The sequence below is a fragment of the Gordonia namibiensis NBRC 108229 genome (assembly GCF_000298235.1).
GTDB classification, from domain to species: domain Bacteria; phylum Actinomycetota; class Actinomycetes; order Mycobacteriales; family Mycobacteriaceae; genus Gordonia; species Gordonia namibiensis.
The window spans coordinates 171,169-192,884 of record NZ_BAHE01000011.1 but is presented as its reverse complement, the minus strand read 5'-3'; the positions used below and the strand labels follow the sequence as shown (position 1 = coordinate 192,884).

The window sequence follows — 21,716 nt, the reverse complement described above, 5'->3', positions numbered from 1 at the left end:
TCACCTATCTCGCACACGTTGGTAAGGCAGCGTAAACAATCTTCGACGATGTGCGCGGAGGCGTTCACAGCGTGGTGAGCGGATTGGTTGGTCCGGAACCGAACGAGATCGGAGTGCTAGGTGGATCTCTTGTTGTTGACGGCCGATCCCAATCCGGAATCGGTCTTGCCGTCGCTGTCGCTCCTCGCCCACAACGTGCGAGTCGCCCCGACGGAGGTCTCCTCACTCATGGAGGCGGGCAACGCAGATGTGGCCCTCGTCGACGCCCGCGCCGACCTGGCGGCAGCACGAGGACTGTGCCGTCTGCTGGGTAGCACCGGTTCGTCGGTGCCGGTGGCGGCTGTGCTGACCGAGGGTGGCTTGGTCGCGGTCAATGCCGACTGGGGCATCGACGAATTCCTGCTCCCGGGGACGGGTCCGGCAGAGCTCGACGCGCGGTTGCGATTGCTGGTCGTGCGCACCCGGGGGGTGGCCGCCGAGGAGACCTCGGGCAAGGTCACCCTGGGGGAACTGGTCATCGACGAGGGGACGTACACCGCGCGACTGCGTGGGCGTCCCCTCGATCTGACTTACAAGGAATTCGAACTGCTGAAGTACTTGGCGCAGAACGCAGGTCGCGTGTTCACGCGCGCCCAGCTGCTCCAGGAGGTGTGGGGCTACGACTTCTTCGGCGGCACGCGCACGGTCGACGTGCACGTCCGTCGACTCCGCGCCAAGCTCGGGAGCGAACACGAATCACTGATCGGTACGGTCCGCAACGTCGGATACAAGGCAGTGCGGCCCACACGCGGCCGGACGGCTCAGCCCGACACCGGGGATGCCTCGGAAGACGGTGTGCCGGATGTCGATCCGGCCGATTTCGACGACACGATCGACGGTCCCGGTCCCTTCGACGAGGAGTTCAGTGCCAGCGCCGGAAGCTGACGATGTCCAGGTACGACGAGGGGCCGCTCCGGCGGAGGTGATCGCCGAGGCGCATCGCCTGGTGCGGGCCGCGACAGTCGCCGACGGCGTCGCTCCACTCTCCGACGAGGCGGTGAAAGCGATTGACGCCGATGCGGATTCGCCGATCATCCAGGTGTGGTCGACGGGGGCGTACGCCAACATCGTCCCCGGTCGGGACGGCGAACCGTCGATGATCGAGGCGGTCGTCGACCCGGAGCAGCGGCGCCAGGGCAAGGGCCGTCGGCTGCTCGAGGCCGCGTTCGCCGAGGCGCGACAGGGCGGCCTCGACGCCCGTGTGTGGGCGCATGGCGACCTTCCCGGAGCGGTGGCGCTCGCGTCGGCGATGGGACTGCAGAAGCGTCGTGAACTGCTGCAACTGCGGCGACCGGTCGGGGAAGGGCACGAACTCCCCGAGCTCGCAATCGATCCGGGGCTCACGCTCCGGACCTACGACGGATCGGCGGACGACGCGGAGATCCTGCGCGTCAACAACGCCGCCTTCGACTGGCATCCCGAACAGGGCGGCTGGGAGCTCGATCAGATCACCGAGCGGGTCGCCGCCGACTGGTTCGACCCCGAAGGCCTCTTCCTGGCCTTCGACACCGAGAACCCCACGAGGCTTCTCGGGTTCCACTGGACCAAACTGCACGACGCCGAACTCGGTGAGGTGTACATCGTCGGGGTCGATCCGCAGGCCCAGGGACGCGGGCTCGGCAAGCTGCTGACGCTCGCCGGACTCCACCACCTCGCACGGCGCGGCGTCGCCGAGATCAACCTCTACGTCGAGGGTGACAACACGGCGGCGCTGCGGACGTACGAACGCCTCGGCTTCACCAGGTTCGCCGTCGACGTCGCCTACGGCTGAGTCCCCTCGGCCGGTCGTCGCGAGCCCGACGTGCCGGGTTCACCTTCCGTTCATCTTCTGTCGGGGATCAGGCCATCCGACGCGCCTACCTTTCTGTATCGGACACTCCGGACACCCGGGCCTCGGGACGGAGAACGACACGGAAAGGCAACACCTGCGGTGAGAATCAAGCGGAACGGCGCTCTGGCGGCGGTGTCGGCGATCGCGGCATTGACCCTGGTGACGGCGTGCGGTGGGGGAGACACTCCGACGGTGAGTGGCGAGGGTTCGACGGCCCAGCAGAAGGCCATGGAACACTTCGGCCAGATCCTTTCCGACGATGACGACATCGTCCTCGACTACACCGGCAGCGGCTCCGGTGATGGCATCAAGAAGTTCATCGCCGGCGACGTCGACTTCGCGGGTTCCGACTCGGCGCTCAAAGCCGACGAGGTCACCGCGGCCAAGGAACGCTGCAACGGCAACGACCCCTGGCACCTACCGCTCGTGGTCGGCCCGGTCGCGATCGCCTATCACCTCGACGGCGTCGACGATCTCGAACTCGATCCGAGCGTCATCGCCAAGATCTTCAACGGCAAGATCACCAAGTGGAACGATCCGGCGATCGCCGCGCTCAACCCGGGTGCACAGCTGCCGGCCGCCGACATCGTGCCGGTCTACCGCTCCGACAGCTCGGGCACCACGGACAACTTCCAGCGCTTCCTGCAGAATTCGGCGCCGAACGACTGGCCGTACGAACACAGCAAGGAGTTCGCCCCCAAGGACGTCGGCTCCGGCGCGTCGAAGTCGACCGGCGTCGGCGACACCGTCAAGAAGACACCGGGTGCGATCAGCTACGTGGAGTGGGGCTTCGCCACCGAGAACGACCTCGGCGTCGCCGACATCGACTTCGGTGCGGGCCCGGTCGAGCTGAACGCAGCGAGCGCAGGCAAAGCCCTCGACGCGCTGGCGTTCAAGGACCCCGAGAGCAAAGACCTCATCGTCGACACCGATGCGCTCTTCGCGTCGAAGGCCCCGGGCGCCTACCCGCTGCTGCTGACCCCGTACTCGATCGTCTGCTCGGCCGGCTACTCCGACGAGTCGACCAGCACCACGTTGAAGGATGCGTTCACCAAGATCCTCGACGACGGTCAGACCGGCCTCGAGGAGATCGGCTACGTGCCGGTACCGCAGAGCTTCAAGGCCAGGTTGCAGGGCACCGTCGACGCGCTCGCCGGTAGCGGCAACGCCTGACGTGACACAACAGAACAGCGCTCGCGGGGCCGCCAGGGTTTGCGGCCCCGCGTTCGCGGTTGACACACTGACACGACTCTTCGCGTGTCGCACGGATTGTGAGCGGTGGACCGGGAAGTGGCCCCAATGACCAGAGCGGAAGCACGAGAAGGACGCATGACGTCGCTGAGCAACGAGGGTGGCGCGGTCCCGCCGGGTTTCGACGGGACGAGCCTCCCCGAGGCATCGCCCGACGGTTCGTCACCGGGCAGCCTGCACTCCGCGGCCCGCCACCGCGTGGCCGACCAGATCTTCCGCAACCTGGCCGTCGGCTCAGGATTCGTCGTATCGCTCGTCATCGGGCTGATCGCCCTGTTCCTCGTCGCGCAGGCCGTGCCGTCGCTGCTGAAGAACGAGGAGAACTTCTTCACCTACACCGGTGACTGGATCACCAGTGGCAACCAGCTCGCCTTCGGCATCCCGCAGCTGTTCTACGCGACGGTCGTCGTCTCGGTCATCGCACTCCTCATCGCGATGCCGGTGGCCCTCGGGATCTCGATCTTCCTCACCGAGTACGCGCCCAAGCGTCTCGTCGGACCCATCACCTACACCGTCGACCTGCTCGCCGCGGTGCCCTCGATCGTCTACGGTCTCTGGGGCATCCTGGTGTTGGGGCCGGCGCTGGTACCGGTCAACGAGTGGGTCGTCGGGCACCTCGGTTTCCTGCCGTTCTTCCAGCAGCCCACCCAGGTCGCGAACATGTCCACCGGCGGCACGCTGCTCACCGCGGGCATCGTGCTCGCCGTCATGATCCTGCCGATCATCACCGCGGTCACCCGCGAGGTCTTCATGCAGACCCCGAAGGGACACCGAGAGGCGGCGCTCGCCCTGGGCGCCACGAAATTCGAGGTCGTCAAACTCGCGGTGCTGCCCTTCGGCTTCTCCGGCTACATCTCCGGTTCGATGCTCGGCCTGGGCCGCGCGCTCGGCGAGACGATGGCGCTGCTGCTGATCATCTCCACTGCCGGACCGATGAACTTCAACCTGATGGAGAGCGGTGAGACCTTCGCGACCAAGATCGCGAACAACGCCGCCGAGTTCGACTCGCCGGCCAAGACCGGCGCCTACATCTCCGCAGGCCTGACCCTCTTCGTCCTGACCTTCATCGTCAACGCCGCCGCTCGTGCGGTCGTCGCCGGAAAGAAGTGAGCATGACTGTCACCACCCCGTCGCCCACGGCCGACCCGGTCAAGAAGCCGTCGGGCTTCACCCCGCTGGCGAAGCGTCGACGCGTCGCCGATCACGTGGTCCGGATCGCGGTCATCGCCGCACTCCTCGTCGCGCTGGTGCCGCTTGTGTGGCTGGTCGCCACCCTGGTCATCCGCGGCATCGAACCGCTGCTCGACATCGACTGGTGGACGTTGCCGGAACGCAAGGGCGGCGCCGCCAACGCCATCGTCGGCACACTGATCCAGACCGCGCTGGCCGCCGTCATCTCGATCCCGCTCGGTATCTTCGTCGCGATCTACCTCGTCGAATACGCCGCCAAGAAGTCGGTGCTCGCCCGCGTCACCACCTTCATGGTCGACATCCTCTCCGGCGTCCCGTCGATCGTCGCGGCACTGTTCGTCTACGCGGTCTGGCGCACCACGCTCGGGTTCCCCCGGTCGGGTTTCGTCGTGGCGATCGCGCTGGTGCTGCTGATGGTCCCGCTGGTGGTCCGGGCGACCGAGGAGATGCTCAAGATCGTCCCGCAGGACCTGCGTGAGGCGTCCTACGCGCTGGGCATCCCGAAGTGGAAGACCATCGTGAAGATCGTGCTGCCGACGGCACTATCCGGCATCGTGACCGGCGTGATGCTGGCCATCGCGCGTGTGATGGGGGAATCGGCGCCCGTGCTCATCCTGGTCGGTTCTACCCGCGCGATGAACTGGAATCCCTTCGACGGCAATCAGCAGTCGCTGCCCCTGATGATGGTGCAGCAGTACAACAACGGGCCAGGCGCCTTCGACGAGGTCTGGGGTGCGGCCCTCTGCCTGGTCGTCCTCGTGGCCATCGTCTACTTCGGGGCCAAGGTCGTGTCGAAGATCTTCGCGCCCAAGACCTCCTGAAACATCTCTGTAGAAACGGAACAGTCATGGCAAAGCGCCTCGACATCAAAGACCTGAACATCTACTACGGCGACTTCCATGCGGTGAAGGACGTGACCCTCGAGGTGCCGCCGCGCTGCATCACCGCCTTCATCGGACCGTCGGGCTGCGGTAAGTCGACGGTGCTGCGGACCCTGAACCGAATGCACGAGGTCACCCCGGGTGCGTACGCGGAGGGCAGCGTACTGCTCGACGGTGAGGACATCTACGGACGCAACGTCGACCCGGTCAGTGTGCGCGCCACGATCGGCATGGTGTTCCAGCGGCCCAACCCGTTCCCGACGATGTCGATCAAGGACAACGTCGTCGCCGGCCTGCGCCTGCAGGGCGTGCGCAACCGGGCCGAACTCGACGAGGTCGCCGAGCGCAGCCTGCGCGGCGCGAACCTGTGGGACGAGGTCAAGGATCGCCTCGACAAGCCGGGCGGCGGCCTCTCCGGCGGCCAGCAGCAGCGGCTGTGCATCGCGCGGGCGATCGCCGTCTCACCGGACGTGCTGCTGATGGACGAGCCGTGCTCGGCGCTCGACCCGATCTCGACGCTGGCGATCGAGGACCTGATGGGAGAGCTCAAGAAGGAGTACACGATCGTCATCGTGACCCACAACATGCAGCAGGCCGCCCGCGTGAGCGACCAGACCGCCTTCTTCAACCTGGAGGGCGTCGGTCAGCCCGGGCAGCTCGTGGAGATCAGCGACACCGAGACGATGTTCTCGAATCCGACGAAGAAGGAAACCGAGGACTACATCTCGGGTCGGTTCGGCTAGAGCCGCGGTGACAACTCCGACAGGGTCCTTCCCACGATGGGAGGGGCCCTGTTCGCGTCACATGTTGATGAGAAGGATGACGAGTAGAGCGGCGAGCGAGGCGATGACACCGAGGTAGGTGATGATCTGCCGGCGGTGAGCGGCTGCCGCCGCGTCCTCGTCGGTCATCGCATTGAAGTCGGGTTCGATCGGCTGATGCTGGCCCATGCCCGCCACCATAACGGGGACATGTGGAGGTGCGAAATCGTTCCGTGCCGCTGACGGCTCTCGATGTTCGCTGTCGTGAAGAGCGGCCGCGTTCAGTTCGTCGAACTGAATTATCCGCCCCTCGAGATGTGTGCCCTGGCTCGCCCTGGGGAGGCGAGCGAGGAAGATCACCCGATGTTCTGGAACTGTTCGGGCGTCTTGCCGGTGGCGGTGAACACCACCCGACGACCGATCAGCACGGCGTGATCGGCGAAGCGTTCGTAGTAGCGGCCGAGCAGTGTCACATCGACCGCGGCGGCGACCCCGTGTTGCCATTCGCGGTCCATCAGAACGGTGAACAGGTGGCGGTGGAGGTCGTCCATCGCGTCGTCGTCCTCCTGTAGGCGCAGCGCGGCCTGGGGATCGCGGGTCTCGAGGACCTCGTGAGCGCTCTTCGCGAGGGTGACCGCGAGCCGGCCCATCTCGGCGAAGTAGCCGTTGACCTCCTCGGGGAGGGCCTTCGCCGGATGGCGTCGACGGGCGACTTTCGCGACGTGGAGAGCGAGCGCGCCCATCCGGTCGGCGTCGGCGACGATCTGGAAACCGCTGACGACGCCGCGGAGGTCACCGGCGACCGGTGCCTGAAGTGCGAGAAGGGCGAAGGACTGTTCTTCGGCGCGGGCCGACAACCGTGTCATCCGCTCGGCGTCCCCGATGACCTCTTCGGCAACGGCGAGGTCGGCCTGCAGCAGTGCCTGGGTGGCGCGCGACATCGCGGTCCCCGCGAGTTCACACATCTCACCCAGGACGTTGGTCAGCGCCTCGAGTTGCTCTTGGTAGGCGGTACGCATGTGCCCAGCTTACGTCGGGGATCGGTCCGTTCCGCCCACGACCGATGAACGCAGCATGAACGTCCGGTGCAGAGACTCCGACGTCGCTCGTCCGGACCGGCCGGACTAGGTACAGGTGGTGTCGCCCGCGTTGGTGACGGCCAGGTCGTTGGGCAGGTCACCGGTGTTCTCGGCCGGCGCGAGCTGCTCGACGTTCACCGTGGCCCCGGCATCGGGCACCGATCCCAGGTCACCGGTGAAGTCGGACCCGAGGATGAGTTCGACACCCGACTTGACCGTCCGGTCGAGCTGGATCTCGGCGCCGGGGAACATCGCGGCCAGTGTGGCGGCCGCGTTCTGCTGTCCCGGGCCGTACCGAACGACGGTGTCGTCCCGGTTCTCCGACGCATCGGCGACGCCGCGGACGTCGAAGCCGTACGGGGTCAGCTGCTCGGAGACCTCCGCGGCCAGGCCGGTGGTGGAGGTGCCGTTGAGCACGCGGACACCGACGTTGCCGGGGTTCTGCGCGGTGGCGTTGACCCGTCCCGGGGTCTCGGTCGAGTTCCGCGAACTCGGGGCCCGTGAGGGTGCCTTCGACGTCGGCTCCTTCTTCTCGGCCTTCTTCTCACCGGGCAGCGGGAGGTCGTCGATGATCGCGTTGAAGATCGCGTCGATGTCGTCGGTGCGCGGGATCTCGTTGTTCTGACCGTCCTCGGAGGTACCGGAGGTGGGGATGGTCAGGAAGGAGACGCGGCCGGCCTCGATGCCCTGCATCGACTCGGCGAGCTGGATCAGCGACTGGGTGTCCACACCGTCGACGTAGCTGTACTCGATGAAGGTGTTGACGATGCTGTTGAGCTTGTTCGGGTTGGACAACACGTTGCCCGACAGCGTCGACCGCAGCAGCGACGACATGAACAACTGCTGGCGCTTGATGCGGCCGTAGTCGCCGTTGCCCTCAGACGCGATGTTGCGGGCACGGACGTAGTTCAGTGCGCGGCGGCCGGTCAGCTTCTGCTTGCCGGGCTTACGGAGGATGTGGCCGATCTCGTAGTCGTAGAGCGGCGCTGTGGAACAGACCTCGACGCCGCCGATCGCGCGGACGACCTTCTCGAAACCGTAGAAGTCCATGCCGATGAAGTGGTTGATGTTGAGACCGCTCATCTGGGTGATCACACGGACGAGGCACTGCGGGCCGCCGTAGAAGTAGACGCTGTTGAGCTTGACCCCGTCTTCGGCGGGTAGCTCGGCGCCGTATTCACCGGTCTCGTTGTCCCAGGAGTTGCACGCGGGGCGATCGACCTGGAGGTCGCGGGGGAAGGACACCGCGACGACGCGCTCGCGGTTGGCCGGCACGTTGACCAGGATGACGGTGTCCGAGCGCGCACCCTCGGCGTCGGCGACGGTACCCGCGCCGACCTTGGAGTTGTTGCCGCCGCGGGTGTCGGTGCCGACGATCAGGTAGGTCTCGTCACCGTGCTGGGCGTCTTTGTTGCGGATGTTCTTGTCTTCGGCGTCGACGGCGGTGACGTTGCGCCAGTTGCCGTTCCATGACTGCAGGTAGTTCCAGACGAAGCCGGTGCCGACCAGGGCGGTCACACATGCGATGGTCACCAGGATGCGCCCGGTGGCAGTGGTCTTGCGGAGGAGGGAGCCGCGCGGATCATCGCCGCGGCCGGGATGACGCCGGGGACCCTGACGGAGTTGCAGCGGACCGGTCAGGTCGGGGGTGCGCTCGAGCGGTGCGCGCGGCGGACTCGGGGCCACCGGCGGCACCATGGCGTCCTGGGCGCGCGACTCCTCGATGGCCCGCTTCGCGGTGGCCTGGTCCGACAGGTCGGGCGCGGGAGCGTCGGGTTTGTCACCGATGGTGGGGATCTTCTGCGTGACGTCGTTGCCGAAGTGGTGGATCTCGGTGGGACGATCGTCTGCCGCGGGTTGCCCCTGATCGCTGCGCCCGAGCGGAGGCCGCGGGGGCCGCACCTGGTCGGATTGCGCCGGATCGAAGCGGCGCGACCGGCCGCGGGTCGTCGGCGGGATGTTCGTGGGCCGACCGGCCGGGGGTGCCTGGTCGGTGGTGTCGGCGCGGAAGCGTCCGCGGCGCGGGGCGTCTGCCGGAGGTGTCCGCGGTTCCTCCGCGTTCATCTGCTCCATGAGCTCGCGGACGGTCAGGCGCGTCCGCCCACGTACGAAGCGGTCACTCGCACGCGGTTCCCGCAGACTCGGGTGTGCACCCGAGTCTGGGTTCTGGGCGCGGGGATCCACCGGAGGACGGCGGTCGTTGCCATCGTCCGGGCGTCCGGCACGACGGCCACGACGAGACCTGTTGGCCTCGTCGCCCGCCTCCGGTTCGTCCGGTCCCGATGTCCAACGACTCAATGCACGTTCCTCATGCCCCGAGGTCTACAAAGCGCCAACCGCGCGTCGGGGCTGGTCGACGCGGTGCGCAAGCACGTAGGGACCCGGCAGGCCGGGACCTTCGCGCCATACTACTGATCGCACCTGAGAAGCGGCCTCAGCCAGCGGTGCGTTGTGACGGTTTTCGCAGAATGTGTCAGCCGCCGGAGTGCATGATCTCCGCGCCGGCGGGCACGACGTCCTCGTCGGGATCGTCGAGCCAGCCGTCGGGCAGTGCAACCTTCGCCGGCGAACCCTGGCGGCCGCGCGGACCGTGGCCGTCGCTGGGGAACGGCGCGTCGGCAGGCAGCTCGGACAGCAGTTCGCGTAGCTCGTCGACGCTGCCGACGAGTGCCATCCGCCGCCGGATCTCCGAGCCGGCCGGGAATCCCCGTAGGTACCACGCCACATGCTTGCGGATCTCGCGGCAGCCCTTCATCTCACCGTGGTGGTCGACGAGGAGCTGGCAGTGCCGGACCATGATCTCGGCGACCTCGCCCAGGTTCGGGGGAGTGGGGGCGTCGAAACCGTTGAGCTCCGCGGCGAGCTCGGCGAACAGCCACGGACGTCCGAGGCAGCCGCGGCCGACGACGACGCCGTCGCAGCCGGTCCGGTCCATCATCGCCACGGCGTCGGCGGGTTCGAAGATGTCGCCGTTACCCAGGACAGGAACCGAGGTGACGTGCTCCTTCAGGCGCGCGATCTCGTCCCAGTCGGCCTCGCCGGAGTACCGCTGCGACGCGGTCCGGGCGTGCAGGGCGACCGCCGCGGCACCCTCCTCGGCGGCGATGCGACCGGCGTCGAGGTGTGTGCGGTGGTCGTCGTCGATGCCGATGCGGAACTTGACGGTGACCGGGATGTCGGTGCCCTCGGTCGCCCGGACGGCGGCCGCGACGATCTTGCGGAACAGAGTCCGCTTGTAGGGGATGGCCGAGCCACCGCCCTTGCGCGTCACCTTGGGTACTGGGCAGCCGAAGTTCATGTCGATGTGGTCGGCGAGGTTCTCGTCGACGATCATCTTCGCGGCCTGGTACGTGTACTCCGGATCGACGGTGTAGAGCTGCATCGATCGCGGGTTCTCATCGGGCCCGAAGGTGGTCATGTGCATCGTGACCGGGTGGCGTTCGACGAGCGCGCGGGCGGTCACCATCTCGCAGACGTACAGGCCGGAGACGGTGCCGGTACGGGCGAGCTCGAGTTCGCGGCACAGCGTGCGGAACGCGACATTGGTGACGCCGGCCATCGGGGCGAGCACGACGGGGCTCGCCAGTTCGATGGAGCCGATGCGCAACTTGGCGGACGCCCCGGAACGACGTTCCGCAGACGACGCAGAACCGGCGCCTTCGCAGGTCGAAGGCGCCGGGCTGGTGGAGAGGGTCGTGCTCAGGATGCCTGCTGCTCCCGCTTCTTGGCCTCGCGGGCGAGCGAACGATCGCGCATCTCCTCGAAGCGGATGGTGTCCTTCTCGAGCTGCTCGAGGAAGGCGGCCAGCTCCTCGCGGACCTTCTCGCCCTCGGCGGTGAAGTCGTCGCGCTCGAAGACGTTCCACTTGCGCAGAACCGGCATGACGACCTCTTCGAGGTGCTGGCGGAGGTCGTAGATGCCGTGCTTGGCCATCAGCACACCGTGGCGACGGAAGTTGGGCATACCGGCGCCGGGCATCTGGAAGTTGGTGACGATGTCGGTGACCGCGCGCAGCGTCTGGTCGGGGGCGATGTCGAAGCCCGCGCCGCAGATGTTGCGGTAGAAGATCATGTGCAGGTTCTCGTCGGCCGCGATGCGCTGCAGCATCTTGTCGGCGATCGGGTCGTTGCAGGCCTTGCCGGTGTTGCGGTGGCTGACGCGGGTCGCGAGCTCCTGGAAGGTCACGTACGCGACCGAGTGGAGGAGGCCCAGCTCGTCGGCGTGCTCCTCGAGCTCGTCGACGCGGCCGGCGGCCGCCAGCATCGGGTCGTAGCCGTTGGTCATGTGGATCATCCGGGCCTCTTCGAGGGCGACCGGATCGACACCGCGGGTCACGACGAGGTAGTCGCGCATGACGATGCCGTGGCGGTTCTCCTCGGCGGTCCAGCGACCGACCCAGTGGCCCCAGGCGGAGTCCATCGAGAAGTTGTCGGCGATGACCCGGTGGTACGAGGGCAGGTTGTCCTCGGTCAGCAGGTTGGTGATCATCGCGGCCTTGGCGACCTCGTCGAGCTGCGACTGCTCGGGGTCGTAGTCGACACCACCGAGGGCGGCGAAGTTGCGGCCCTCGTCCCACGGGACGTAGTCGTGCGGGTTCCAGTCCTTGGCGATCTTCAGGTGACGGTTGACGTTGTCCTCGGCAACCGGGGCGAGCTCCTTGAGGAGCTCGAGTTGCGTCAGCTCGCGTGCCATATAGATGTCCTCCGAAACGGTGTCCGCGTATGTCGTCGTACGTGTGTCGTCTTGTCAGCCTCGCGGCGGTGCCACGAGTGTGATCGCGACGTCGTCGTGGGCGGGTCGCGCCCACCCGGGCGGACCTTGGGTGGTCTCGGACACGCGGCCGCGCAGCCCTACCCCCACTGGTCAAAGCTCTAGCCTACGGCACTCGGGACCACGTCCCAAGTCCGTCTGGAATGCTGTCGTGTCCTGACGGTGCCGACGTTACGACCCTGCCCGGTGGTGTCGGTCACGGTCGTCGTGGCCGGCCACCCGGCGGTCGCGTCGCAGGTGGGCGGGGGTCCCTGCCGGGGTCAGTCCGTGCTGCGGGGCCGGGCGAAGAAGGCGCCCGTGGTCGTCATCCACTTCTCCGCGGCCTCGTCGAGGTTGCCGAATTCGCGGGCCTTCTCACACCACGTCATCGCCGCCCGGCCGAACTCCATCGGGTTGTAGACGTCCTCCTCCTTGCTCCACAGGCCGTCGCCGGCATAGGTGAGGATGGTGATGTTCGTGGCGGTGATCAGGCTCTGATCGCCGGGGTCGCGCATCGGGTTGTCGACCTCGCAGATGACCCGGCTCGTCGGGGCGTCGACGACGTGCCACAGCGAGGGGAACGACGTCATGTGGCTGCCGGGGAAGGCCGTCATGGTGCGCCAGGCCCAGGCCCGGATCTCCTCGCGGCCGCGCATCGTCCCCAGTGCGTGCTCGACGAAGTCGGCGTCCTCGGTGAACATGTCGGCGTAGCGGTCCCAGTCCCCGCTGACCGCGACCTCGGCGACCGTGCGCTGGAAGCCGGCGAACGCCTCGTTCAGTTCGTCGACGCTGAACGTCCCGGTGGTGTCGGTGACTTTCTCGGTGGATTTCATCGACGCCGATCCTAGGGTTGCGACGATGTCCTCCGGCCGCGTTTCGCGACACTCGGTAGCATTCGGTGCCTACGCATCCGCCCGAAGGCTCGGGTGCAAGGGGTATCGGTGAGGACGTCATGTACCAGGTAGGGGACCTGATCGCGGGGTACCGCGTCCTTGACGTGCTCGGACGGGGCGGCATGGGTGACGTCTACAAGGCGGCCCATCCCCGGCTCCCGCGGTCGGACGCGCTCAAGGTCCTGCGGTCGGGGCACGCCACCGATCCGGTCTTCCGCGCCCGGTTCGAGCGCGAGGCCGACATCGTCGCGCCGCTACACCATCCCAACGTCGTCACCGTCTACGACCGCGGGGTCTTCGACGGGCAGCTCTGGATCGCGATGGAGTACGTGCCCGGTATCGACGTGGCGCGAATGCTCGCGGCGGACTCGCCCCTCGACCCCCGGTTGGCGTGCACGATCGTCACCGGCGTGGCGGCCGGGCTCGACGCCGCCCACCGTCGCGGGATCATGCACCGCGACATCAAACCGGCCAACATCCTCGTCACCCCCGGGGTCGGGGGCGGTCCCGGCAACACCGGGTCCCTGCCGCCGGAGGCGGTGAAGGTCACCGACTTCGGCATCGCGCAGGTGCTCGACGAGGTCACGAACCTGACCGGCACCGGCATCACGATCGGGACGATGCACTACGCGTCGCCCGAACAGATCGAGGGCCGTCGCGTCGACGCCCGCAGCGACATCTACTCCCTCGGGGCGACCGCCTACGAACTGCTGACCGGCGCACCGCCTTTCGACTCCCCGTCGCTGCACGGCCTGATGACCGCGCACATGTACCACGACCCGCCGGCAGCGACCAGTCGCAACGGGGCGTTGCCGACCGCTGTCGACGCGGTGCTCGCACGGGCGATGGCCAAGAACCCCGACGATCGGTTCCCGACCGCCGGTGAGTTCGCCGACGCCCTACGCGATGCCTTCGACACCCGCCAGACCCTCGTCGGGCCGGGCCCGCAGCCGAATCCCGGTGGCCATCAGTCTCCTTCGCCGACTGCTTCCGCGGTGCCGGCCACGGGATACCCGGCATCGTCTGCGGCGCATGATCAACCGACCGATCCGACGACCCGTGCGCGACCGGGACTCCCGCCGATGGTCTCGGCGGAGACCCTGCACGGGTGGTCGCCCGCGCCGGCCGCGGAACCGGCCCGGCCCGTCCGACGGAGTGCTGCGACGGTGGTCGCGATCGGGGCGGCGCTGGCGCTGATCGCCGGAATCCTCGGCGCCGGAGCCGCATTCGTGAGTACGTCGGCGGGCAATCTGGAGACCCCCAATCCGCCCGATGCCGAGGTGACGACGACCGCCGTCGAACTGTCCTGGGATCATGTCGACGATGCGACGAGTTACGTCGTCACCCAGAACGACGAGGTGATCTACTCCGGTCCCGACACGACCTTCACCGCACCGCGTCCCATACCGGGGACCTACACCTATCAGGTCGCCGCGCAGGACGAGGACGGCCGGACCTCTGAGTTCTCCCGCAACTCCGAGGCCGTCGACGTGTTCATGACGTGGGGCGAACTGCAACCCATCGCCGATCTGTACCACGACCTGGTCCCGGCATCGCCGTTGAGCACCAACGGTTTCGACGGTATGCGGTGCTGGGGCGAGGACGGCGACCTCGCGTTCAAGTCCTCCAAGCGCACCGTCTGGTGTACCCGCTACCTCGACGACGAGGGCAACGACGCCGACTACCAGGTGATCGTCGACGTGTACGACACCCCCGAGGAGGCGCGGGCCGCGGCAGACGTGACCGCGTACAACCTGCGCGGGACCGGTTACACGACGGCCCAGGGCCACACCGGGACGCTGTATCTCTCGGACAAGCAGCGCGATCAGGGGCAGGCCATCCTCGCCCACGACACCGGTGACCGTGCGAAATCCGTTGTGTGGGTCGTGGTTCCCGGAAAACCGGCCGCCGCTGCGGCCGATCTGCTGAAGAGGCTGCCGATCTGATGGCACAACCGGTCACCACCCAACCCGCGGGCCCACCCACGACCCCGCCCCGCACGTCGACCGCCCGGTCGTGGACCATCGCGGTGATCGTGGTCGCCGTGCTGCTGGTGGCGGTCGGCTCGTTCTACGCCGTACGCGCGTTCACCAGCGTCGCCGTGCCGGACACTCCTACCGGCCTGACACTCGACGCCGGGACGGGACGCCTGGTCGCGACCTGGGAACCGGTTCCGGGCGCGACGGGTTATCAGCTCGTCCGCGACGACGGGTTCGTCGTGTACCGCGGTACCGACACCGAGGTCGTCGACGCCGCGGTGCCCGTGGGCGAGCACACCTACCGGGTGGCCGCCCTGGACGGTGATGCCGTCTCGCCGCCGAGCCCGCCGCAGTCCGTGCGCACCGGCGCGAGCTGGGGTGTCTACGCGCCGCTCGTCGCGCAGTTCCCCGAACTCCTCCCGCAGACACCGGACACCGCCGCGAAGTGGAACAACGCCGAGTGCGTCCGCCGATACGCCGGCGGTCGCGACGAGGTCGGACCGTCGGAGACCGGAAACGGCAAGGTGCGCACCGTGTTCGTGGTGCGCTGTGCCGCGGGAGCCGTCGACCGGCCGTTCGGCGTGTTCTGGTTCGCCTCCAAGGACGCGCTCAACGCCGAGTACTCGCGCTCGTCGGCGACCTCGCGGCCGGTGCGGTGGAAGCACGGCACCGGCCTCATCGACGAGAACGGTCGTGGCGTCTTCAAGATCACCGACGACCCGGCGCGGGAACTCGCGATGATCGTGGTGTTGCAGACCCCTGCCCAGGACGTCCTCGAGATGGTTGATTCGATGCCGATCTGAGTCCTGGCCAGGGGGCCGGTGACAACCTGGTCAAGCGACCGAGACGAACACCCATCCCGAGTCTCCCGCGTGCGGCATGATGGCGTGGGGGCTCGAGAGGCCGAGAACGAAAGGCTGGTGCCATGCAGCGGTTGAGTGGTTTGGATGCGTCGTTTCTCTACCTGGAGACCCGCAGCCAGCTGATGCACGTCATCGGTCTCGTGGAGATCGATCCGAGCACGATGCCGGGCGGGTACGACTTCGCCAAGCTGCGCACGGAGATGCAACGTCGCGTCGCCGCGATCCCGGCTTTCCGTCGCAAGCTCGACAACTCCGTTTTCAACATCGACCACCCGGTGTGGATCGAGGACGAGGACTTCGACATCGAGCGGCACGTCCATCGGGTGGCCGTGCCGGCGCCGGGCGGCGCCGGTGAGGTCGCCGAACTGTGCGGTCATCTCGCCGGTCAGACCCTCGACCGGGGTAAGCCACTGTGGGAACTGTGGATCATCGAGGGCCTGTCCAACGGTCGCATCTGCGCGATGCTGCGGATGCACCACGCCAGCACGGACGGTGTCACCAGCGCCGAGATGCTCGCCAGGATGTGTTCGCTCACACCGGAACCGCCCGAACTCGACGCAGAAAAGGTCCGCGAGACGGCGGGCCCGCCGTCGCGTGCCACCATCGCCGCGACCGGTGCGATCAACTACTTCGTCCAGCGCCCGCTTGCGATGGCCAAACTGCTGCCGAGAACGGTCAGCGTCCCCGTCGGCTGGCTGCGGCGCGCGCAGCAGCAATCGGCCATGCCCGCGCCCTTCATGGCGCCGCGGACCCGGTTCAACTCGGCGATCACGCCCCACCGCAGCATCGCCCTGAGCCAGTTGTCCCTCGACGACGTCAAGCGGGTGAAGAACCACTTCGGGGTGAAGATCAACGACGTCGTGCTCGCGCTGGTCGGCGGCGCGATGCGCACCTACCTCCTCGAGCACGACGAACTGCCGGAGAAGCCGCTCGTCGGGATGGTGCCGGTGTCGGTGCACGATGCCGACGAGTCCGACCTGGTCGTGGAGGGGACCAACAAGGTGACGGGCATGTTCACCCTGCTGTCCACCGACGTCGACGACCCGGTGATCCGCCTCGAGAAGCAGGCGGAGTTCAGCCGGAAGTCGAAGGAACACCACGCCGAGATCGACGCCAACATCCTGCGCTCCTGGGCACAGTTCGCACCGGGGACCACCCTGTCCACGGTGATGAAGGTGTACGGCGAACGGAAACTGGCGTCGGCGCATCCGCCGATCTTCAACGTCCTAGTGTCGAATGTCGCGGGCCCCGACTTCCCGCTGTACTTCCTGGGTTGCCGGGTCACCGCGGTCTACCCCCTCGGCCCGATCTTCCACGGACTCGGCTTGAACATCACGGTGTTCTCCGCGGACGGGAACCTCAACATCGGCATCCTGGCGTGCACCGATCAGACGCCCGACCCGTGGGAGATCGCCAACGCCTTCGACGATCAGCTCAAGCAGCTGCTCGCCGCCTGCGACTGAGGTCCTGTCTACGCGCCGCCGCCCGCGAGCTGGTCGAGCCAGACCCGTGCCGACGAGTCGGACGGCGAGCGCCAGTCGCCGCGGGGCGACAGTGAACCGCCCGAACCGATCTTGGGGCCGTTGGGCATCGCGGTGCGCTTGAACTGGTTGCCCATGAAGCGCTTCAGGAAGATGCCGAGCCAGTGCTCGATGGTCGCGGTGTCGTATTCGTTGCGCTTGTCGTCGGCGAGCAGCTCCGACCACGGCCCGCGGGAGCGGTCACCCCACGCCTGACGGGCGAGGTAGGCGACCTTGGTCGGCCGGTACCCGAATCGGGTGACGTAGTAGAGAAAGAAGTCGTGCAGCTCGTAGGGTCCGACGGTGTCCTCGGTGGACTGGATCTTGCCGTCGTCGCCGGCCGGGACGAGCTCGGGGGAGATGACGTCGTCGAGGATCTCGGCGAGCACCTCGGTGGTCTCCGCCGAGTGGTGGCTGTTGCTGATCATCCACCGGATCAGGTGCTGGATCAGGGTTTTCGGCACCGAGCCGTTGACGTTGTAGTGCGACATCTGGTCGCCGACGCCGTAGGTGCACCAGCCGAGCGCGAGTTCGGACAGGTCGCCGGTGCCGAGGACGATGGCGCCGTGGTGGTTCGCCAGCCGGAAGAGGTGCGAGGTGCGCTCGCCGGCCTGCACGTTCTCGAACGTGACGTCGTAGACCTTTTCGCCACGGGAGTAGGGGTGGTCGAGGTCGGCGAGCATCTGCTCGCAGGAGGGCCGGATGTCGATCTCCTGGCCGCTCACGCCGAGTGAGTTCATCAGCACGTGCGATCGGCGCAGCGTCGCGCCGCCGGTGGCGAAGCCGGGCATCGTGTAACCCAGGATGTTGGTGCGGGGCAGTCCGAGTCGGTCGAAGGTGTCGACCGCGACGAGCAGGGCCAGGGTCGAGTCGAGGCCGCCGGAGACCCCGATGACGATCTTGTCGATGCCGGTCGAACGGAGGCGCTGGGCGAGTCCCTGCACCTGGATGTGGCGGACCTCGGCACACCGTTCGTCGAGATCGACGGAATCGGCGGGGACATAGGGAAACCGGGGCACCACGCGGCGCAACACATCGTCGTCACCGCTCAGCTCGCCGAAAGAGAAACCGATGCGGCGCAACGACTTCAGTCGATCGGAGTAGTCGCCGGCCTGGTCGCGCAAGCTGATCATCCGCATGCGTTCCTGCCGGATGCGGTCGAGGTCGATGTCGGCGGAGATCACCTGATCGGTGGTCGCGAACTGTTCGCTCCGGGCGAGCAAGGATCCGTTCTCGGTGATGAGAGCGTCACCGTCCCAGGCGAGATCGGTGGTCGACTCGCCGTAACCCGCCGCAACGTAGACGTGCGCGGAGATGGTGCGTGCGGAATGGCCGGTGCACAGGTTCTTCCGGTAGGACTCCTTGCCGACGGTGACCGGGCTGCCGGAGAGATTGGCCAGCACGGTCGCGCCGCCGAGTGCGGCCCAGGTGCTCGGCGGGATCGCCACCCAACCGTCCTCGCAGATCTCCACGTGCAATGCGAAACCCGGCAGATCGGCGGCCTCGAAGATCAGATCGGCCCCGAACGGGACCTCCTCGCCGTCGATGGTCACGGTGTCGGGCACCGCGTCGCGGGCGGCGGAGAAGAACCGCTGCTCGTAGAACTCGCGGTAATTCGGCAGATACGACTTCGGGACGACGCCCAGCACCGCACCGTCGCGGATCACGGCGGCGCAGTTGAACAGTCCGTCGCCGACGATCATCGGCAGGCCGACGACCACCAGCGGTCGTAGACCCCGGCTGGCCGAGATGATCTCGCTGAGGGCGACGCGGCAGCCGTCGATCAGCGCATCCTGGTGGAACAGGTCGTCGATGCTGTAGCCGCACAGCCCGAGTTCGGGGAAGACCACGAGCGCGGCGCCGTCGTCGGCGGCCTGCCGCATCAGCTCGATGGTGCGTGCGGCATTCGCGGCGGGTTCGGCGATCGTGAGGACGGGCACCGCACCCGCGACCCGAACGAAGCCGTTTGCGTAGACAGACACGTCGACAACAGTAAACGGCCCGGTGTCCGGCGAGCGCGTTGTCTGTCGTCAGGCCCGCCACCAGGTGTCGTCGAGTTCGACCGGCGTCGTGCGCTTGTGGCGATTACGGTGCCAGGCGGCCTCGATCTTCTCCGCCGCCTCGGTCGGTACCTCGCGGCCCTCGAGGTAGTCGTCGATGTGCTCGTAGGTCAGGCCCAGCTCGTCCTCGTCGGTCTGCCCCGCCTTCTCGTCGAGCAGGTCGGCGGTCGGGACCTTCTCCCACAGTTGTTGCGGCGCACCGAGGTGGCGCAGCAGCGACCGGCCCTGGCGCTTGTTCAGGCCCGACAGCGGCAGGATGTCCGCGGCACCGTCGCCGTACTTGGTGAAGAAACCGGTGACGTTCTCGGCGGCATGGTCGGCGCCGATGACCAGCAGCCCGCGGTCGCCGGCCACGGCGTACTGCGCGACCATGCGGTGGCGGGCCTTCGCGTTGCCCTTGGTGAAGTCGGTGAGAGCGGCGCCGGTCGCCGCGGAGATCTCGTCGTTGAGTGCGTCGACGCCGGGCGCCACGTTGACCGTGAAGACCTCGTCGGCCGCGACGAATTCGGCGGCGGCCGCGGCGTCGTCCTCGTCGTGCTGCACCCGGTAGGGCAGACGCATGCCGACGAACACCCCCTCCCCGCCGTCGGCCCGGACCCGCTCCACCGCGATCTGGGCCAGGCGCCCGGCGAGGGTCGAGTCGACGCCGCCGGAGAGTCCGAGCACGTAGCCCGCGGCCCCGATCGTGCTCAGGTAGTCGGCGAGGAACTGCACCCGGCGCTCGACCTCCTCGGCGGGATCGATCGAGGGTTTGACCCCCAGGGCGTCGATGATGGTCCGCTGGGTCTCACGCATTCGCGCTCCAATGCTCGCTCGAGGTCTGCCGTCGAGCAGCCGAGGTCACTCCTCGCGCGGTACCCGGACGCCGACGAGGTGCGCGTCGGGGTCCGGGGTCATGCCGAGGCGATCCCAGGGCTGCGACACGGTGAGTACCGCATAAGCGGATGTCGGAAACCGATCGATGAAACCGGAGGGGTCGAGCGTCAGTGCGGTCTGCGGCATCCCGGGTTCGTGACCGACGACGAGCAGCGTGGACGCCTCGGCCGGTGCGTGGATGCGGATGGTCTCCAGCACGTCGTCGGGATCACCGCCGTAGATGTCCTCGACATAGGTGACCGGGGCCCGGACGCCGGTCCGCTCGAGGGTCTGCCGGGTCCGGGTCGATGTCGAGCACAGCACCGCGTCGACGCGGAGGCCCTCGTCGGACATCCACCGTCCCGCGAGGGCGGCCTGCCGTTCACCGCGTTCGGCGAGGGGACGGTCGTGGTCGCGGGTCGCCGGGGGATAGCCCGACTTCCCGTGACGCATCAGGATCAGCGTGCGCGTGCCGCTCATGCGGTCCCGGTGCGCCGGGACTCGACCGGATAGGCGTCGGGGTCGGCGGCGATGGTGCGCAGGAGGCGGACGGTCGCGCGCCAGGCCGCGCCCTCCTGGCGGAGGTAGGCGGCGTGCTCGTACTCGTCGCACGCCTCGGCCTCGTCGGCCAGCGCATCGAACTCGAGGTGTTCGTCGACGGCACACCCGATGAGTTCGTCCAGGGTCGTGCAGTCGGCGCAGGCCCGCTCGATCGCGGCTGCATCGAGGGTCGCCAGGCGTTCCAGATCCGACCGATACCGCATGGTTGTCGAATGTACGCCCCCGGCGCTGGTCGCCGACGTTGCGACACCGGGTGCGACGGCTCCGACCGGTGCCCGATTCGGGCGCGGGGTACGCGACGCCTTTACCCTTGTGGACGTGCACACCTGGGTACCCGCGCTCCTGGCGGTGCTGGCGGCGTTGTTGATCGCAGCCGGCACCGTGCTGCGGCAGCGTGCGTCGCGGGTCAACGGCGCGATCACCGCCGGATGGTGGGTGGGCGCCGTCATCGCGCTCTGCGGCTTCGGCCTGCAGGCGTCGGCGCTGGGTCTCGGGTCGATCCTGCTGGTGCAGCCACTCGTCGTGCTGGCGGTGCTGTTCGCGCTGCCGCTGGAGGCCTGGGCCGATCACCGGCATCCCGCGCGTATCGAATGGGCCTGGGGTGGCGTGCTGGTCGCCTGCGTCGCGACATTCCTGCTCGTCTCCCGGCCGGAGCCGTCACTCCGACGACCGGATGCGCTGCTGCTGTGGGGCACGGTCGGGGCCGTCGTCGGGGTCGTCGTCGGCCTTGTGCTGCTGGCACGCCGCTCGAGTCCGCACTACAAGGCGCTGTTCTACGGACTCGTCGCGGGCACGCTCTTCGGGGTTTCGGCACTGCTGATCAAAGCGGTGATCTTCCAGGTCACGCACGAGTTCTGGCGCACCTTCCTCCAACCGGAGATCTACCTGTTCGTGCTGGTCGTCGTGTGCGCGGTGATCGCCCAGCAGCTGGGTTTCGGTGCCGGCGACCTGCAGACGTCGTTCCCGTCGATGACGGTCGCCGAGCCGGCGGTCGCGATGGTGCTCGGCGTGCTGCTGCTCGGCGAGAACCTCAATGTGTCCGTGCCCACCGCGATGTTCCTCGGCATCGTGCTCGCGATCATGATCCGCGCGGTGTGCGAGCTGGCGAAGCTGTCCGCGGTCCGGGGATACGAACAGGCGGTTGCCGCAGAAGCAGAGATGCCGCCGACCGCGGGGCGGTCGGCGGCATGATCGAACCGTGAT

The 21,716-nt window shown here is 67.8% G+C and carries 20 protein-coding genes; 10 read left to right on the top strand and 10 right to left on the bottom strand.

Annotation, left to right across the window (positions count from 1 at the left end; all coding sequences use genetic code 11):
- Positions 1 to 120: 120 nt before the first annotated feature.
- The 6 genes from GONAM_RS07730 to pstB all read left to right on the top strand — a co-directional run bounded on the left by GONAM_RS07730 (position 121) and on the right by pstB (position 5,936).
- On the top strand, positions 121 to 924 hold the full coding sequence (locus GONAM_RS07730) for a winged helix-turn-helix domain-containing protein (RefSeq protein WP_006866202.1): 804 nt from the start codon (positions 121 to 123) through the stop codon (positions 922 to 924).
- Positions 905 to 1,810, top strand: coding sequence for a mycothiol synthase (gene mshD, locus GONAM_RS07725; protein ID WP_040535710.1), 906 nt, complete (start codon positions 905 to 907; stop codon positions 1,808 to 1,810). Before GONAM_RS07730 ends, mshD begins: the two co-directional genes overlap by 20 nt.
- Positions 1,811 to 1,969: 159 nt before the next feature.
- Entirely contained in the window at positions 1,970 to 3,043 is a 1,074-nt protein-coding gene (pstS, locus tag GONAM_RS07720; RefSeq protein WP_006866200.1) for a phosphate ABC transporter substrate-binding protein PstS, read from the top strand.
- 156 nt (positions 3,044 to 3,199) lie between these two features.
- Positions 3,200 to 4,231, top strand: a complete 1,032-nt coding sequence (pstC, locus tag GONAM_RS07715) for a phosphate ABC transporter permease subunit PstC (RefSeq protein ID WP_006866199.1) — start codon at positions 3,200 to 3,202, stop codon at positions 4,229 to 4,231.
- A 2-nt stretch (positions 4,232 to 4,233) separates the two neighbouring features.
- Positions 4,234 to 5,133 (top strand): phosphate ABC transporter permease PstA, encoded by a 900-nt coding sequence (gene pstA, locus GONAM_RS07710; protein WP_006866198.1) that lies wholly within the window; start codon positions 4,234 to 4,236, stop codon positions 5,131 to 5,133.
- 26 nt (positions 5,134 to 5,159) lie between these two features.
- On the top strand, positions 5,160 to 5,936 hold the full coding sequence (gene pstB, locus GONAM_RS07705; protein WP_040535707.1) for a phosphate ABC transporter ATP-binding protein PstB: 777 nt from the start codon (positions 5,160 to 5,162) through the stop codon (positions 5,934 to 5,936).
- A 57-nt stretch (positions 5,937 to 5,993) separates the two neighbouring features.
- Here the strand turns inward: pstB and GONAM_RS22750 are convergent, their stop codons facing one another.
- From GONAM_RS22750 to GONAM_RS07680, 6 genes are all read right to left on the bottom strand, one after another.
- The gene (locus tag GONAM_RS22750; protein WP_164905310.1) at positions 5,994 to 6,143 is read right to left on the bottom strand and encodes a hypothetical protein; all 150 of its coding nucleotides are present in this window, start codon (positions 6,141 to 6,143) and stop codon (positions 5,994 to 5,996) included.
- A gap of 167 nt (positions 6,144 to 6,310) precedes the next feature.
- Positions 6,311 to 6,973, bottom strand: a complete 663-nt coding sequence (gene phoU / locus GONAM_RS07700) for a phosphate signaling complex protein PhoU (RefSeq protein WP_006866195.1) — start codon at positions 6,971 to 6,973, stop codon at positions 6,311 to 6,313.
- 105 nt (positions 6,974 to 7,078) lie between these two features.
- Positions 7,079 to 9,331, bottom strand: coding sequence for an LCP family protein (locus GONAM_RS07695; RefSeq protein ID WP_040535705.1), 2,253 nt, complete (start codon positions 9,329 to 9,331; stop codon positions 7,079 to 7,081).
- A gap of 175 nt (positions 9,332 to 9,506) precedes the next feature.
- On the bottom strand, positions 9,507 to 10,640 hold the full coding sequence (gene dusB, locus GONAM_RS07690) for a tRNA dihydrouridine synthase DusB (RefSeq protein WP_006866193.1): 1,134 nt from the start codon (positions 10,638 to 10,640) through the stop codon (positions 9,507 to 9,509).
- A gap of 92 nt (positions 10,641 to 10,732) precedes the next feature.
- Positions 10,733 to 11,725 carry an acyl-ACP desaturase gene (locus tag GONAM_RS07685; RefSeq protein ID WP_006866192.1) on the bottom strand — a complete coding sequence of 331 codons (993 nt, stop codon included), beginning with the start codon at positions 11,723 to 11,725 and terminating at the stop codon, positions 10,733 to 10,735.
- Positions 11,726 to 12,063: 338 nt separating this feature from the next.
- Positions 12,064 to 12,615 (bottom strand): nuclear transport factor 2 family protein, encoded by a 552-nt coding sequence (locus GONAM_RS07680; RefSeq protein ID WP_006866191.1) that lies wholly within the window; start codon positions 12,613 to 12,615, stop codon positions 12,064 to 12,066.
- A gap of 119 nt (positions 12,616 to 12,734) precedes the next feature.
- On the opposite strand from GONAM_RS07680, the gene GONAM_RS07675 reads away from it, so the two are divergent.
- The 3 genes from GONAM_RS07675 (at position 12,735) to GONAM_RS07665 (ending at position 16,980) form a co-directional block, all read left to right on the top strand.
- A complete protein-coding gene (locus GONAM_RS07675; protein ID WP_006866190.1) occupies positions 12,735 to 14,621 on the top strand; it encodes a protein kinase domain-containing protein in 1,887 nt (628 codons plus the stop codon).
- Positions 14,621 to 15,457 (top strand): hypothetical protein, encoded by an 837-nt coding sequence (locus tag GONAM_RS07670; RefSeq protein ID WP_006866189.1) that lies wholly within the window; start codon positions 14,621 to 14,623, stop codon positions 15,455 to 15,457. The genes GONAM_RS07675 and GONAM_RS07670 overlap by 1 nt, the downstream gene beginning before the upstream one ends.
- Positions 15,458 to 15,579: 122 nt before the next feature.
- Entirely contained in the window at positions 15,580 to 16,980 is a 1,401-nt protein-coding gene (locus tag GONAM_RS07665) for a WS/DGAT/MGAT family O-acyltransferase (RefSeq protein ID WP_006866188.1), read from the top strand.
- 8 nt (positions 16,981 to 16,988) lie between these two features.
- Here the strand turns inward: GONAM_RS07665 and GONAM_RS07660 are convergent, their stop codons facing one another.
- The 4 genes from GONAM_RS07660 to GONAM_RS07645 are packed head-to-tail and all read right to left on the bottom strand — an operon-like array spanning position 16,989 to position 20,716.
- Positions 16,989 to 19,019, bottom strand: coding sequence for an NAD(+) synthase (locus tag GONAM_RS07660; RefSeq protein WP_006866187.1), 2,031 nt, complete (start codon positions 19,017 to 19,019; stop codon positions 16,989 to 16,991).
- 48 nt (positions 19,020 to 19,067) lie between these two features.
- The gene (gene nadE, locus GONAM_RS07655; RefSeq protein WP_006866186.1) at positions 19,068 to 19,892 is read right to left on the bottom strand and encodes an NAD(+) synthase; all 825 of its coding nucleotides are present in this window, start codon (positions 19,890 to 19,892) and stop codon (positions 19,068 to 19,070) included.
- Between the two features lie 45 nt (positions 19,893 to 19,937).
- On the bottom strand, positions 19,938 to 20,432 hold the full coding sequence (locus tag GONAM_RS07650) for a SixA phosphatase family protein (RefSeq protein WP_006866185.1): 495 nt from the start codon (positions 20,430 to 20,432) through the stop codon (positions 19,938 to 19,940).
- Entirely contained in the window at positions 20,429 to 20,716 is a 288-nt protein-coding gene (locus tag GONAM_RS07645; protein WP_006866184.1) for a hypothetical protein, read from the bottom strand. The genes GONAM_RS07650 and GONAM_RS07645 overlap by 4 nt, the downstream gene beginning before the upstream one ends.
- A 115-nt stretch (positions 20,717 to 20,831) precedes the next feature.
- On the opposite strand from GONAM_RS07645, the gene GONAM_RS07640 reads away from it, so the two are divergent.
- A complete protein-coding gene (locus GONAM_RS07640; protein ID WP_040535752.1) occupies positions 20,832 to 21,704 on the top strand; it encodes a DMT family transporter in 873 nt (290 codons plus the stop codon).
- Positions 21,705 to 21,716: the final 12 nt, after the last annotated feature.

Excerpts from the sequence above, each read along its gene's own strand:
- GONAM_RS07685 (WP_006866192.1), bottom strand. The coding sequence starts at position 11,725 with ATGGCACGCGAGCTGACGCAACTCGAGCTCCTCAAGGAGCTCGCCCCG.
- nadE (WP_006866186.1), bottom strand. The coding sequence starts at position 19,892 with ATGCGTGAGACCCAGCGGACCATCATCGACGCCCTGGGGGTCAAACCC.
- GONAM_RS07665 (WP_006866188.1), top strand. The coding sequence starts at position 15,580 with ATGCAGCGGTTGAGTGGTTTGGATGCGTCGTTTCTCTACCTGGAGACC.
- pstB (WP_040535707.1), top strand. The coding sequence starts at position 5,160 with ATGGCAAAGCGCCTCGACATCAAAGACCTGAACATCTACTACGGCGAC.
- GONAM_RS22750 (WP_164905310.1), bottom strand. The coding sequence starts at position 6,143 with ATGGGCCAGCATCAGCCGATCGAACCCGACTTCAATGCGATGACCGAC.
- GONAM_RS07645 (WP_006866184.1), bottom strand. The coding sequence starts at position 20,716 with ATGCGGTATCGGTCGGATCTGGAACGCCTGGCGACCCTCGATGCAGCC.
- GONAM_RS07650 (WP_006866185.1), bottom strand. The coding sequence starts at position 20,432 with ATGAGCGGCACGCGCACGCTGATCCTGATGCGTCACGGGAAGTCGGGC.
- phoU (WP_006866195.1), bottom strand. The coding sequence starts at position 6,973 with ATGCGTACCGCCTACCAAGAGCAACTCGAGGCGCTGACCAACGTCCTG.
- GONAM_RS07670 (WP_006866189.1), top strand. The coding sequence starts at position 14,621 with ATGGCACAACCGGTCACCACCCAACCCGCGGGCCCACCCACGACCCCG.
- pstC (WP_006866199.1), top strand. The coding sequence starts at position 3,200 with ATGACGTCGCTGAGCAACGAGGGTGGCGCGGTCCCGCCGGGTTTCGAC.
- GONAM_RS07680 (WP_006866191.1), bottom strand. The coding sequence starts at position 12,615 with ATGAAATCCACCGAGAAAGTCACCGACACCACCGGGACGTTCAGCGTC.
- GONAM_RS07675 (WP_006866190.1), top strand. The coding sequence starts at position 12,735 with ATGTACCAGGTAGGGGACCTGATCGCGGGGTACCGCGTCCTTGACGTG.
- pstA (WP_006866198.1), top strand. The coding sequence starts at position 4,234 with ATGACTGTCACCACCCCGTCGCCCACGGCCGACCCGGTCAAGAAGCCG.